Source organism: Engelhardtia mirabilis, from assembly GCF_007748095.1.
GTDB lineage: Bacteria > Planctomycetota > UBA1135 > UBA1135.
The window spans coordinates 1,190,842-1,204,382 of the sequence record NZ_CP036287.1; the positions used below are offsets into that span (position 1 = coordinate 1,190,842).

Annotated in this window: 8 protein-coding genes and 1 pseudogene; 1 reads left to right on the forward strand and 8 read right to left on the reverse strand. The window is 68.8% G+C overall.

Features of this window, described 5'->3' with window-relative positions; all coding sequences use genetic code 11:
* Window position 1 precedes the first annotated feature (1 nt).
* Genes Pla133_RS04420 through Pla133_RS04435 form a run of 4 tightly spaced genes read right to left on the reverse strand, consistent with a single transcriptional unit; the run spans window position 2 to window position 5,323 of the window.
* Complete coding sequence (locus Pla133_RS04420) at window positions 2-892, reverse strand: hypothetical protein (protein WP_145062870.1); 891 nt, start codon at window positions 890-892, stop codon at window positions 2-4.
* Complete coding sequence (locus Pla133_RS04425; RefSeq protein WP_145062872.1) at window positions 889-1,833, reverse strand: hypothetical protein; 945 nt, start codon at window positions 1,831-1,833, stop codon at window positions 889-891. Before Pla133_RS04425 ends, Pla133_RS04420 begins: the two co-directional genes overlap by 4 nt.
* Entirely contained in the window at window positions 1,830-3,086 is a 1,257-nt protein-coding gene (locus Pla133_RS04430) for a hypothetical protein (protein ID WP_145062874.1), read from the reverse strand. The genes Pla133_RS04425 and Pla133_RS04430 overlap by 4 nt, the downstream gene beginning before the upstream one ends.
* Window positions 3,083-5,323, reverse strand: a complete 2,241-nt coding sequence (locus Pla133_RS04435) for a GTPase domain-containing protein (protein WP_145062876.1) — start codon at window positions 5,321-5,323, stop codon at window positions 3,083-3,085. Before Pla133_RS04435 ends, Pla133_RS04430 begins: the two co-directional genes overlap by 4 nt.
* Window positions 5,324-5,524: 201 nt before the next feature.
* On the opposite strand from Pla133_RS04435, the gene Pla133_RS04440 reads away from it, so the two are divergent.
* A complete protein-coding gene (locus tag Pla133_RS04440; RefSeq protein WP_145062878.1) occupies window positions 5,525-6,790 on the forward strand; it encodes a 30S ribosomal protein S1 in 1,266 nt (421 codons plus the stop codon).
* A 243-nt stretch (window positions 6,791-7,033) separates the two neighbouring features.
* Here Pla133_RS04440 and Pla133_RS04450 read toward each other — a convergent pair.
* The 4 genes and pseudogenes from Pla133_RS04450 to Pla133_RS04465 all read right to left on the reverse strand — a co-directional run bounded on the left by Pla133_RS04450 (window position 7,034) and on the right by Pla133_RS04465 (window position 13,538).
* Window positions 7,034-8,824, reverse strand: a pseudogene (locus Pla133_RS04450) (S8 family peptidase).
* Window positions 8,825-8,879: 55 nt separating this feature from the next.
* Window positions 8,880-10,502: a pectinesterase gene (locus Pla133_RS25945; protein ID WP_419192123.1), complete on the reverse strand. Its 1,623-nt coding sequence runs from the start codon at window positions 10,500-10,502 to the stop codon at window positions 8,880-8,882.
* A 553-nt stretch (window positions 10,503-11,055) separates the two neighbouring features.
* Window positions 11,056-11,697 carry a hypothetical protein gene (locus Pla133_RS04460; protein WP_145062883.1) on the reverse strand — a complete coding sequence of 214 codons (642 nt, stop codon included), beginning with the start codon at window positions 11,695-11,697 and terminating at the stop codon, window positions 11,056-11,058.
* 104 nt (window positions 11,698-11,801) lie between these two features.
* On the reverse strand, window positions 11,802-13,538 hold the full coding sequence (locus Pla133_RS04465; RefSeq protein WP_145062885.1) for a metallophosphoesterase family protein: 1,737 nt from the start codon (window positions 13,536-13,538) through the stop codon (window positions 11,802-11,804).
* Between the last annotated feature and the right edge of the window lie 3 nt (window positions 13,539-13,541).

Below are 13,541 nucleotides of genomic sequence, written 5' to 3' on the forward strand. Positions count from 1 at the left end.
GCTAGCCCTCCCGCGGAAACTGCCCGTCGCGGGTCAGCACCACGGACGGCTCGTCGCGGGCGCGGTCGAGCAGCCAGGTGAGCCCGGCGCGGACCACGGCCAGGGGCAGCTCGCTGCCCGGGGCGCAGGCGAACTCGAGTTGGGTCGAGAGGGCCTCGCACTGGACGAACAGGCGTCGGGGGACGTCCCCCGCCCCCTCGCCCAGGTCTTCGCGCACTCGTGGCCGGGTCTCGGAGTGGCGCAGGTCGAAGGTTCCGTCGGCGGCGTTCCAGCGGACTCCGGGCGGTAGACGGCGATGGAGCCAGCGGGCGCGCAGCAGCTCGCGCAGGAGCTTGCGGACTTCGTCGCGCCCGGCGCGCTCCCACATCTCGCCGCCGGACTCGGGGCCGAGCTCGCCGCCGCCGCGCAGGCGGGCCGCCAGCGACAGCAGCGGGCAGTCGACCTCGATCGGCCCGCTCGCGTGCTCGGGCAGGTAGGTGACTCGCAGGTCGCTCCCGCGGCGTTCGAGGGACCAGGCTTCGCCCCGTTGGACCAGGCGTGTGCGCTGCAGCAGCAGCTGCCACGTGCGCGGTGCACGCTGGCGCAGGGCCTCTTGCACCTCGGCCGGGGCGTGGACCTCGAGCTGCGCCGCGCCGGCAGACTCCAGGGACGCCAGCAGGCCTTCGACGAGGTCGGGCAGGGGCTCCCAGCGCCAAGTGTCGGCCGCGTCGCCAAGGCGCGTGACGCCCGGCCAGCGGCGCAGGGCGCGCAGCCCGTCCGCGCCGCCCTCCTGGATCACCCGTGCGTGGGCGAAGGCTTCGGGCATCCTCGCCGAGTCGTCGACGGCGCCGCGCGGCGTGCGCGGCAGGCCGTGGGCCAGCTCCAGGCGCAGGGTCGTGGCGGGCTCGCTCACGGCAGCGCCCCCTCGAGTTGGTCCAGGTTCTCGACCAGGAAGCGGCGCAGCTCGACCAGTCCGACGAAGCTCGCGCCCAGGCCCTCGACGCGGTCGAACACGAGCAGCCAGTAGGGCTGCAGGCGGGCGTCGACCACGGCCAAGAGCTCGGCCACGGCGTCGGGCGAGTAGCGGGCGGTGGTGTGCTCGAGCAGTCGGCGGTCGTCGCCGCGACGCAGCTCGATGCGCCAGCGCAGGTGCGCGCCGTCGGTCTCGGTGGAGATGGACATCTGACAGCCTCGCACCTCGCGCGGCCCCGAGCCGTCACCCAGGACCTCCTCGCGCAACAGGGCGCGCAGGCCGTCGACGATCTCGCTCGCATCCTCCGGCTCGAAGTGCATGCCGTCGCGGGCGGGCGCCGACAACCAGTTCTCGAACAGGGCAGGGCCGCTGTGTTGGATGCCTAGCTCGGCCAGGAGTGCGAGCAGCGCCGACACCTCGGGGGCGACCGCGCCGATCGGGCGCAGCCAGGGTCCGTGGGGCGCGCCGCGCGAGGCGAGCACCGCCCCCTCGCGCCGGCCCGGTAGGGCGAAGGCGGCCGAGCGCACCTCGAATTGCCCGCCGCCCGGGGCCGGCCAGTGGGCGTCGAAGGCGCTGGCTGCGAGCCCGATCAGGCGCAGGTCGACGATCCGCGGCACGGGCTCGGCGCCGAGCTCGGGCAGCGGCAGCAGGTGCGCCGCGACGTCGGCCAGGGCCGACTCGTTCGATGCGGCGAGTGGAGACAGGAGGGCGCCGAGGGGGGCACGCCGCCCGCGCACGTCGCGCTCGGAGATGCGCGAGGAGTCCGGCAACAGGTAGATCCCGGCGTCGGCCGCGGGGTCCCGCTCGATGGCCGCCAAGAGTCGCGGCCGATCCTCGAGGTCGGCCGCGAGGTAGAGCAGCGCGCGCGGCGGCGCGGTCATGCCCCGTTCCCCGCGCCGAAGCTCACGAACAGCAGTTGATAGTGTCCGCCGGGACCCGTGACACCGTGCACGGAATCGACGCCTCGCACCAAGCGCAGAGCCGTGCCCTCCTCGTCGGCGGTGCGCCAGGGCAGACGCGCCTGGCGGCCGTCGAACTCGATCGGGGCGCGCGTCTCGAGATCGGGGTGTCCGTACTCGGTCACGATGCCCTCCCGAGTCTCGAGCAGCACGACGAAGCGCGGCAGGCCGGGCTCCTCGGCATCGACGTTGGGGCGCGAATCCAGCAGCAGACCGAACAGACGCGGGCGTTGCTGGTTCGGACGGTGTTTGCCGAACAGGGCGTTCTCCTCGGCGTGTAGGTCGCGCACCGGCAGGCTGTCGACCTCGGCGAAGACGCGCTCGCCCAGGCCCATGTGCCCGGCGGGGTTGAGGGGCTCGAGGAAGGTGCGCAGTTCCGCGTGACCGCCGCTGGGCACGGGGCCGTTGGCGTGCAGCAGGCCGCGCTCGCGGAACAAGACCAGGTCACCCAACTGCTCGGCCAGGGGCACGCGCGGGTCGGTCGCGCTCTCGAGCGTGCCGCGTGCGCCGATCCGCAGGGCGTCCGTGCCCGGCGGCAACTGCAACCAGACGAGCTTCTCCGCCAGCAGCGGATCGCGCATCACGGCCAGGACGCCCAGGAACGGGTGGGGGGTCTCGCGGTCGGTGTAGCGGCGGCGCCAGACCGGATGGAAGCGCGCGAACCACAGGCGCTGGGGCAGGCGTCGCGAGCGCAGGAGTCCGGCGACGAGGACACCGAGCGGGATCAGCGTGACCAGGGCGTGGATCGCGGCGACCGAGGTGAAGGTCGTGGTCTTCGCGGCCTGCAACAGGAACTCGTCGCTGCGTTCGAGCAGTCCCTCGGCGCCGGCGATCCAACCGGGCAGCCCGGCCAGGTCCAGGGGTTGCTCTTCACCGAAGGTCTCGACCGCCGACTGGGTGGCGATCGCGAAGACCAGCACCAGCGTCACCGCGTGGATGCGCGGCGCGCGCACGCACAAGAGGTAGATCACGGCCCCGCCGACCCCGGCCGCGAAGTCGTAGACCACCGGCGCGTTGTCGGCCAGGGCCTCGAGCATATACATCACCAGGGCCACCGCGGTGGCCAGGTGGTACAGCCCGAACAGCAGACGGTGGTACCACGGCCGGATCGTCTGGCCGGTGAAGCAGCAGTAGGGCCCCAAGCGGGGCCGGTCCTCGACCCTCAGGACGGTCAACGTTGGTCGGCGTTCGACCCGTCAGGGTGCCGGTCGGAAGAATGAGCGCTCTCGGCCTCGAGCTCGATCTCCGCACTGGCCTCGGCCGGGGCCTCCGGCATGATCCGCGGGACGGGCTCCAGCTCGATGGTCGACAGCTCGACCGCAGCCATTTCGTCGGCGACCTGGGCCTCATCCAGCTCCAGGGTCAGGGCCGCCGGGTCGGCCTCGTCGTAGCGCTCCTCCAGCTGCTCCATGGCGCCGGAAGCATCGTCCAGGCGCGAGCGCAGGGTTTGGAGCCGATCGGCCAGGGCCTCGAGCTCGCCGAGCTGGGTCTGGACGCGGTCCAGGCGCTCGGCGGTCGAAGCGCGGTTGGCCTCGATCTGCGCCACCACGGCGGCGATCACCGCGTTCGAGTACTCACTGGCCATGTCGGCGGCGACGCGCTTCGAGACCTCGTTGTAGGCGCCGTCCACGCGGCCGTGAATGGCCACGTGCAGCCACTCGCGCCCGGCCTCGCCCAGGCGGCGGGCCTTGTCGCCGCGGCTGATCGACCTGTCGGGCTTGGCGAGGGGACCGATCAACCGCTGCCGCACGGAGGCGACGCGGCGGAACAGGATCCAGTCGAGCAGCGAGCGGCGCACCGGCAGTTGCTCGAGGTCGAGCTCGATCTCGAGGCCGCGGGCGTGGGTCGCCGGCAGCACGGCCACGAGGCCCGAGCTGGCGAAGTCGCCCAGGCGCATCCCGACCGTGTCCAGGTCGCGCGCCGCGCGCTCGTCGATCAGCGCGCCGGCGGTGGAGTTGTGGGCGCGCTCCTTCAGGCCACCCTCGGCCAGGGTCGCGAAGTTGGTCTGGAAGGCGCCGACCACCTCGCCCAGATCCTCGCGCATGAGGGCGGCGACGCTCTTGTCGCCCTCGAACCAACCGTCGATGGCATTCGAGACCGCGCGCAGGCTGCGCTTCCAAAGTCCCGCGCCCTCGCCGTCGGCGTGGGAGGCGAGGTGCGCCGGAAGGTCCGAGAAGGCGTCCTTCCAGTCGAAACGGGTCAGGCGATCCAGCGCGGCGAGAGTGTCCTGCAGGTCGTCGCGCTCGCCGGCGAGGGCCGTCACCCGCCGTGCTACGTCCGCGACCACCTCGTGGCCGGAAAGCTCGCGTGCGCGGCCGATCAGGTTCGAGCCGTGGCGCAGGCTGTCGCCGAGGAAGGCCACCAGGTAGTCGGTGGAGTTGAGGTAGTCGGTCAGGTCGCCGAGGAAGGCCTCGAAGTCGGCGCGCCCGGCATACTCGTCGGCGGGGCCGCTGTTCTCGCCGGCCAACTCGTGCTGCAGGCGCGAGCTCGCCGCGCGCAACAGGTCCACCGGGTAGATCTTGAGCCGCTGCTCCTCGACCGCCTGCTTGAGCTGGGCGCTCATGGAGAGGGTCTCGAAGGCCTCGATCACCCGCACCGGATCCTCGCGCTCGAGGCTCGGCGCCAGGCTGCCGTCGGGCCGCAGGTCCATCTTGTTCGTGTCGACGTTGACCACGAGGAAGATGCGGCTGAACAGGCTGAGCAGCGACTGGAACTCGGCAAAGACCTGCTCCAGGAACAGGTTGTCGGTCTTGACCACGAAGATCGCGCAGGCCGCGGTGTCGCGGAACTCGCGGGTCATCTGGTCGTAGCCGAACTTCATGCGGCTGTAGAGCCCGGGGGTGTCCACCAACACCGCGCCCGACTCGGCCAGGGCGGCCGCCGGCACGCGCACGTCGATGCGCCGGATGGCGTCCGGGAAGTGCAGGGCGGGGTCGAAGTCGGTGCCCCGGTTCTCCTCGGCCCGGATCCGGTCGGCCAGCTCGGCGTGGTCGCGGTTGACCTGCATCCGCATCGAGGCCGGGGCCGCGAAGGACTGCTCGTCGCCGTTGTAGCGGGTGACGACGAACTCCCGGGTGTCCGAATGGGACACGTAGACCATGCAAGGGTAGGCCGGCAGGGCCGTGACCTCGCTCACGTAGGCGGCCCCGATGGCGTTCATCAGGGTCGACTTGCCGCTCTTGAGGGGGCCGAAGATCAGGACATAGGCCTGCTGCTCGGCGACCTTGTCGGCCAGGACCCGCAATTGGTGGCTGACGTCCTGGAATCCCGGCAGAACCTCGCGGCTGACTCCGGCGCCCAAGTGGGTCTCGGAACCGGCCACCAGGGTCTCCACGAAGTCTTTCAGGGGGGCGAGGAGCGGCCGCACGGCGGCCTCGAACTCCTCGCAGAATTGGCTCAGCAGGGTCTTCATGGGAGGTGCTACGTCGATCCGGGGGGGGCGAGGCCCATGCTAACCGCCGCCCGTCCGCTGGCGTCGGCGGACCACCGCTCTTGTGAACGGTGATTCGAGCCTGCGACGGACTTCCCGCAGCGCCGCTTCCCGGGGGTAGAATCCCGGGCTTCGTCTCACCCCGTCAGGCTCGCCGGAAGCGGGCCCACGACCCCCGATCCGATGACTCCCAAACCGCCCTCCGAGCGCGATCCGGTCGACGCCGACCTGGAAGCCGCGCTGGCCGACGTCGGCAGCCTGCTCGACATCGACCTCGATCCGACCCCGTCACAAGTCGCGTCTTCCAAAGGCTCCAAGTCCAAAGCTGGCGCCGGGCGCCGCGGCCGGTCCGAGGACGACCTGGTCAAGGGCAAGATCGCGGGGGTCAGCGGCGACGACGTGATCGTCGAGATCGGCCCGCGCATGCAGGGCGTGATCGACGCCGGTGAATTCGACGCGCCCCCGACCGAGGGCGAGGTCTACGAATTCACGATGCACGGCCAGAAGGACGGCCTGTGGCTGCTCAGCCGCCGCCGCGCCCGTGCCCTCGCCGCCTGGAACGACGTCTCCGTGGGCTCCCACGTGGAAGGCATGGTCAGCGCCGTCAATTCCGGCGGCCTCGAGGTCCAGATCGGTCCGCTGCACGCCTTCATGCCCGCTTCACAGGCTTCCGGTGGTCACGTCGAGGACCTCTCGACCCTGGTCGGCCAGAAGCTCGTGGTCGAGGTGATGGAGGTCGACCCGGGCAAGAAGCGCTTCGTGGTCTCGCGCCGCAAGGTGCTCGAGCGCGAGCGCGCTTCCCTGCGCGATCAGATCGTCGGCCACCTGCACCCGGGCGACGACGTCCAGGGCAAGGTCTCGCGCATCGAGACCTTCGGCGCGTTCGTCGACCTGGGCGGCGTGGACGGCCTGGTGCACGTGTCGCAGATCAGCCGCAAGCGCGTCGACAAGGTCGACGAGGTGCTGAAGGTCGGCGACGTGGTCCAGGCCAAGGTCCTGGAGGTCAAGGAGGGCGGCAAGCGCATCTCCCTGTCCATGAAGGCCTTGGAGCCCGACCCCTGGGACGACGCGGCCATGCGCTTTGCCGACGACACGGTGATCGAGGGCACGGTCACGCGCCTGCAGGAGTTCGGAGCGTTCGTCGAGATCGCGCCCGGCCTCGACGGCCTCTTGCACGTGAGCCAGATCCTCGGCGGCGGCCAGCGGGTGAACCGCCCCGGCGACGTGCTCAAGGTCGGTGAGAAGGTCACCGTGCGGGTCCAGTCCGTGGACTCCGGCAAGCGCCGGATCTCGCTCACGCGCCTGGACGAGCGGGGGGCGATCCTCGGCTCCGAGGAGGCCGTCGACGCGGCCGAGCTCGACCAACTCGTCAAAGAGAAGGTCAAGAGCAGCGGCCCCCTGGGCACGAACCTCGGGAACCTGTTCAAGAAGGCCCTCGGGGACAAGTAGGCCCGGGGATCGGGGGGGGGGCGGGGAGTCACGTCACCCCCGACCGATCCGTCGGGGCCGACGCCGCTGACGGGTGGCGCCAGCGCCGACCGATTGCGACCGAAGGCAACCCGGTGCTCAGGCCCACGGTGCTCTCGTCCGCTCCAGCCAGGAGCCGAACCCACGCTCGCGCCATGGAACGGCCCCCGGATCGCTCGGCACGATCCGGGGGCCGATGGTGGCCCCGGAGTCAGGGGGTAGAGGTCAGGGGGTCCCGAGCAGCACCGGCCCGCCGCTCGCCTGGATCGTGATCCGCTTGGTGCCGAGCCCACTCGTGAGGACGGCGACAAAGCTCGCGTTGCCGCTCACGAGGTTCAGGACTCCGTCCTCCGGGGTCTCGGCGACGGCCTTGGGCAGGCCGTCGAGCAGACTCAAGCTCATCGAGTAGGGACTCAACTTGGAGCCGACCACCAGGCCGCCCGCTGTTGGCGCGGCCCAGACCCCGAGCGCGCGATGGACGTCCAGCATGCCGCCGGTCACCGTCTTGCCGGCCAGCGTCGGCTGAGGCCGCGCCGCATTGAGAAGGCGGCCCTTGACGCGCCACCACTCGAGGTCGGGGTAGCGCGACAAGATCAGCCCAGCGGCCCCCGCAACGTGCGGCGCGGCCATCGAGGTGCCGGTCTTGTAGCCGTAGCCGTTGCTGTTGACGGTGCTGAAGATGTCGTACCCCGGGGCCCCGAGGTCGACGGTGGTCGGACCCCAGCTGCTACCGCCGAAACAAAAGACGAAACAGTCCTAGTAGAGGTCACCGTCGTCTTCGATGTTGGCGACGCTGATGATGTTGTCGAGGTCGTAGCAGGACGGGTACAGCGGGGTGACGTCCGTGTCGACCCAGTCGTTGCCGGCCGCCGCGACCACGAGGTGCCCGAAGGCCTGCGACGCCAGGATCAGGTCGTACGCTGCCTGATTGAAGCTCGGTCCGCCATAGCTGTGATTGGACACCCGAGCGCCGTTGGCCACGGCGTAGTCGAGGGCCAGGGGTGCGTTGCTGATGAAATTGCAGTCTCCAGGGGTCTGGCACTTCAGCGCCATCACCAGGCAGTCCCAGCTGACGCCGACGACACCCACGTTGTTGTCGCCCTGGGCTCCGACCGTGCCAGCGACATGGGTCCCGTGGTCGGAGCAGTCGGGGAGCGGGATGTTGTCGCCAGGGAGGCTGCTGAAGTCCCAGCCGTGCAGGTCATCGATGAACCCGTTCTTGTCGTCGTCCTCGCCGTTGTCGGGGACCTCGAGCGAGTTGGTCCGGTGGTTGCCGGCCAGGTCCGGGTGGACGAAATCGACGCCGGAGTCGATGACCGCGATCGTGATGTCGTTGCTGCCCCGGTGCTCGTCCCAAGCGAACTCGGCGTTGGAACCGCCGTGGCTCGGACCCTGTCCACCTTGCATGCCCCACTGGGTTCCGTCGACGAAGGAGGGGTCGTTCGAGTCCAAGCCCGGTCGAGCTCGGTAGCTCGGCTCAGCGTAGAGCGTGTCGGGATGGTCCAGGTAGCGCTGGATCGTCTGCTCGACGTCGAAGCGGTCGACACGCACGAGGTGCAGGTCGGACACGAGTCGTGACGTCCAGAGGACATCGCCGATCCCGGCCAGGGCGTGGGCCGCCCCGCGAGCTGTATCGGGCGTGCCGGGTAGGAAGCGCACGAAGGCGGATTCGGGCTCGTAGTCGTCTCCCGCCAGCACCCGGAACGACCGCTTGTCGTAGACCGGCGCCTCGTCACGGATCCAATCGAGCCGCGGCTCGAGGCCCGGGACGTCCTGACGGACCGCCTCGGCGCGGGAGAACTGGAAGATCTGGGCCTGGGCGGGAGTGCCGTGCCCAGCGCACATGGCAACCAGTCCGAGCAGGACGATGGAGGGACGGAAGGGAGGCCGGGAATGCCGCGGTCTGGCGGAGATCTTCCGCGACGTGCAGGCGTGGATCCCGGGGCCATCGAAGGTCTCGGACGGATTGGACTTCATGCTGGCCGCAGCCTGGATCCAACTCGGGAAGAGCTCCATCGTCGCGACGGCCGCCGCGCCGCCCGGGAGCAGGCTGGCTCCGCCGTAGGACTCATCACTCGACGCGAACCGCGCCGCCCGACGAGATCAGCCGCGCGGGCGCGCTGAAGAGCGTTGCGGGCTCGGCATACGTCCCGCCGGTGATCGCGACCGTTCCTCCGCCGGCGACGCCGATGCCGCTCGTGATGGTGTCCAGCGGGGTACCGAAGGACCCGAAGCCGCCCCGACTGCCGAGCTGAGCGCTGACGTAGGCGGCTGGCAGGATGGGGGCGGGGCCCGCGCCGTACTCGAATGCGCCCATGTCGATGACGGGCTCGCCGGCCGGGCCGAGCGTGCCCGTGTCGACCGTCGCGACATCGTCGTGGTAACGCGGGTTGCCGTCTCGATCGACGAGCACCGCGGGGTCGGTAAGCGCGGCGAGCGACGCCGAGTCCCCGGCGTCGATGCAGGGTGACGTGGCGCTCAGGCGATAGTCCATCTGCAGCTCGGCAACGAACTCCGGATCGGCGTAGATGTTGCCGCCGGGAGTGATGTCCCCTTTCGGGAAGTTCGAGTACGTGGCGCTCGTCGTCCCCAAGAACGGGTTCTTGGACTGGCCGACCGGGGTGGCGATCGAGCCGACGACGCTGCAATTCGTCCCCCCCCAGGCGTAGACCGAGTCGCCAAGGCCAGGGCCGCTGTTCTGGCCGTGCGATCCGGTGGAACCGCCCGCTGAGCTACAGAACAGGCCCGTGGCCCCCGCCCCGCCCGGGCCCCCGAAACCGCTGCTACCGCCGTACCCCGCGCTGGCGGACGTGAAGACGCACTGCCGGATGTCGACGGTCCCACCACCTGTACCGACTGGGCTGACCAAGACGCCTCCTCCGTATCCGCCGACGCCCCCATTCCCGCCCTTGCCACCGGACGCGCCGTCTGCCGTGCAGTCGATGGAGTTGGAGTATGCGTCCCCTCCAGGGCCCCCGGCTCCGCCCGCGCCACCGTTGCCGGCCGAGTTGAGCCTGAAGACGCATTGGTGGACGAGCATGTCGCCGCCGCTCACGAAGATTGCTCCTCCGTCGCCCCCGTGGCCTCCGGCGCCACCCGGTCCTCCTGAGGTCGGATTGTAGATAGCGATCAGCCCGAATTCGCCGTCGAAGCCCGCGCCGCCCGCACCGCCGGGGCCTCCATCCCCAGCCCGGTTCTCTGCCAGGATGCAGTTCACGATCCTCGGGCTCCCCGGCGACGACGCGAAGATTGCCCCGCCAGCCTCCCCGGCGCCTCCGTCCTGTCCTGGCCAACCGGAGGTCGTCGCCCCACTGACCGAGTCATAGATCCCCGGCAGCCCGGGAAGGCCGAAGAACCCGTCCGGGGCCCTTCCGTGCGTGAGCGTGAGTCCGGAGATCGTCGGAGACTCGGTGATCAGCATCACGCGCCCCATGTGTTTGGCGTCGATCACCGTTACCTCGGGGCCGAGCACGCCTTGGATCGTGATGCTCTTCGCGACGACCAAGTCGTGCTCGTCGTAGATCCCGGGGGACACGAGGACGGTGTCGCCGGTGTTCGAGGCATCGATCGCCGACTGGATCGTCGCGTACTGCATCGGCACGAAGCGGGTCGTCTGCGCGAGCGCGGGGGCGCCGAGAGTCGCCAGGGACAAGAGGGGCACGGCGGCGCGCGTCAACGAGAGTTTGCGGAGCATGGGAGAGCCATCCGGCTGTCGGTGGTGAGGGACCTGAGAGCTCGACGCGCCCTCTACTTGGATCCACGCAGTGCGCGAGGATTCGGGCAGCGATTCTCGGGTTTTGTCCTGTACGGCGCGGCCGAGGGACCACGCGCCGGAGCGTGCGCCGCGGGCGCCATTCGAGACTTCGCGGATGCAGCGACCCCGACGCTGCTCGACACGCGGATCGGCACCTGGGGGGCCAGGTGTCCGAGTACCTGCACTCCAGAGCCGCCCGCGTGTTCGAAGCGGCCGTTGAGCTTTCCGCAGGGCAGCGCGGAGCGTTCCTGGACCAGGCCTGTGCCGGGAAACCGGAGCTGCGCGTTGTCGTTGAGCGGCTCCTCGCGCACGATTCTGACAGCAGCGAGTTTCTCGGCGAGCACGAGGTCGCGTCCGCCCGCGAAGTTCGCGGAGCCTGTTCGACGACGACCACGATTCGCTGCTCACCGTCGAATGGGCCTCCGAGGGCCCGGCGTCGGACCAGTAGACGGCGAGCGAGGATCGCTAAGGTGCGCCTCGCCCGCCGGCGAACTCACTCGATGCGGATCGACCCCTCGAGCGTGCGCAACTGGGTGGGGAAGTCGATCAACCCCAGAGGCTTCGCGTCGTTTCCGGCCTCGAACTCGATCAGGGTCGGCTTGTAGATGAGCGGAAGCAGGAGCAGCGCGCTCGTATCGAACGAGCTCACCTGGCGTTGCTCTCCGCCGTTCAGCAGGTGCATTCCAAACCTGTTCCACAGGAGATCGGGCGTGCGGACCGACAGGCTCGCGACGTCCTGGATGAAATCGGGGTAGGCGTTGAGGTTCGCCAAGGAGCCGATGCCGCCGAGCGGAAGGTCGTCCTCGTCAAAGCCCTCGTCTTCCCAGAGTTTGACGGTGACTCCGGGCGGCAGGCGCCAGCTCAGGCTCTGCACGGCGTTGGAGAAGTCGCACGGCGCCCCGGCGCAAGGGCCGGGCAGGGTCGAGAAGTGCGTCCAGTCCTCGTAGTAGAAGTCGACGGGGTCGAGCTCGACGCGATGACCCTGGAAGTTCTCCTCCGAGTACAGCGTGACGGAGCCGCTCGCGATCGTCGGTGGGGTGAGGTACGGACTGCGCGGCGCGTGCCACTCGCCAAATGCGACGTAGTCCATGTTGTCGGACGGCCACGTCGCGACGTTCCAGTTCTCGACGCCCACGCCGTAGTGTTCGATCGCATCGAGGAGCAGCTCGCCGCTCGGGCTAAGGGATCTGTGGCCCGGATTCGGGGGCTGCCTCACATTGGCACCGCGCGGCGAGGGCGTCAATCGACCCCCAACACGGCCGCCCCTCCGTTGGAAGTCCATTTCGCCTTCTGGGTCAGCTTCATGCTGCCCGCGTAGCTTCCGGGGGACAGCTGCACCCCTTCGGCGCCCGCGTTGGGCATCCCCGCCGTACCGGGGAAACGCGTCGCCAGCGCTTCATCGGCATGTCGGGGATCGGGGAAGGGCTGATAGGAAGTGCCATAGCCATGACTACCGGGAGGCAAGTCAGCAACATGCAGGATGTCGTCGCCAAATGACACGATGTCTGTCCCACCCGTAGTCATATAGCCGCTTGCGCTGTACCGGGTGAGCCTCAGCTGATTCACCGCATTCATCTCGATTCCGGCGAAGACTCCCCAATCCACAAACGAACCAGGCTCCTCGTCTCCAGAACCTCGCGCCGCACCCAGAATGTAGTTTGGAATCACCTTCATGGAGCCTGCGGGGGTTGGGTCGGCCCAGTTGTACTTCCAATGCTGCTTGTCATGATAGGCATTGGTGTGGACGTGCCCTGACAGGATCGCCGCAACGTTGTACGGCTGAAGCACCTCCCAATAGGCCAATCGCTCGCTTTCGGAGATGTCCAGATGTTGCCCTTCCGAGCATGAACCGCACCATTCTTGCTCCGATGCAAGGTGGTAGTGATGGATGAGAACGACAGGCCTCCCCGAAGTGCCCACGTTGAGCAGCAGGTCCGCCTGCAAGAAGGCAAGGCTGTCATAGGTCGGGAGTGGGCTGCCATCATGATTGAAAATCGTCCCCTGCGAATCGCCCATTCCGGGCGCCAGCCCGAGCTGAACGAAGTGGACATCGTGCCAATCCCACGAGTAGTGCGGCGCCTTCACGGGGATAGGGTCCTGCGGGAACGGCATTGGGAAGAACACTGCATCGACCGCAGAAGACATGGACCGGCTCGTAACTCGGTTTCGCTCTGTCAGGTTGGGGATGACCTTGAGCGGGTTCGAGAACGTGAACAAACCACCACCGAGCAGGTCATGATTCCCGACTGAATCAAAGACGAATCGGTCTAGACCGATGAGTGAATCCAAGTAGGCGTCAAATTCAACCGACCTGGCGTTCTGCGTCAGGTCGCCCGCCATGACGATCCCTCGATATGCCGGGGACTCGGGCGGCCCCAGCAGGTTGAACATCTGCTGATGGGTGGCATCCGCGATCTCCTCCCAGACGAACTGATCTTCGTAGAACTGGCAGTCTGCGGACCCAAGAAACTTCACGTTACGAACCGTGTCCGATCGATGTGCATCCGAAGTCGCGTACTCCACGCCAGTGCCGTCGATCGCTGACAGGTACAGCCCACCGAAGAGCCACGGCGTCGATTCACTTCTCAGCGCAACGACGCCCTCGTTCTGCAGGCCATATACGATCCCTTCGTAGTCGAAGTAGCTCCCGGAACCTAGAAACGGGTCCAGGTCCGTGCGCGCTCGGAGCGCCAGGCCTGTCACGTCAGAGAGTATCCAATGAACGCCACCAGCAGGCACGAAGATGTCACTGGAGAAGACGCCCATGGAACCGACGCTCATGTAGACGTCGGCAGAGCTTTGGTTGGAGAAGAGGACGTCGGCCTGGGCAGTCAGGGTCAGGGTCGATCCCGCGAGCAAAGGGCCCAGCAAGCCGACTGCGCGTTGCATGCAGGCCGTGACCTTTGGATGCTCCCAAAGCCACCGAGATGAGGTGTGGGGCCTCTCCATGTCGCCAGTGAACTGTTGATGAGCCATGGT

What these genes read in the sequence shown, in the direction of transcription:
- Pla133_RS04425 (WP_145062872.1), bottom strand. Translation starts at nt 1,833, where the DNA reads ATGACCGCGCCGCCGCGCGCGCTGCTCTACCTCGCGGCCGACCTCGAG.
- Pla133_RS04435 (WP_145062876.1), bottom strand. Translation starts at nt 5,323, where the DNA reads ATGAAGACCCTGCTGAGCCAATTCTGCGAGGAGTTCGAGGCCGCCGTG.
- Pla133_RS04440 (WP_145062878.1), top strand. Translation starts at nt 5,525, where the DNA reads ATGACTCCCAAACCGCCCTCCGAGCGCGATCCGGTCGACGCCGACCTG.
- Pla133_RS25945 (WP_419192123.1), bottom strand. Translation starts at nt 10,502, where the DNA reads ATGCTCCGCAAACTCTCGTTGACGCGCGCCGCCGTGCCCCTCTTGTCC.
- Pla133_RS04465 (WP_145062885.1), bottom strand. Translation starts at nt 13,538, where the DNA reads ATGGCTCATCAACAGTTCACTGGCGACATGGAGAGGCCCCACACCTCA.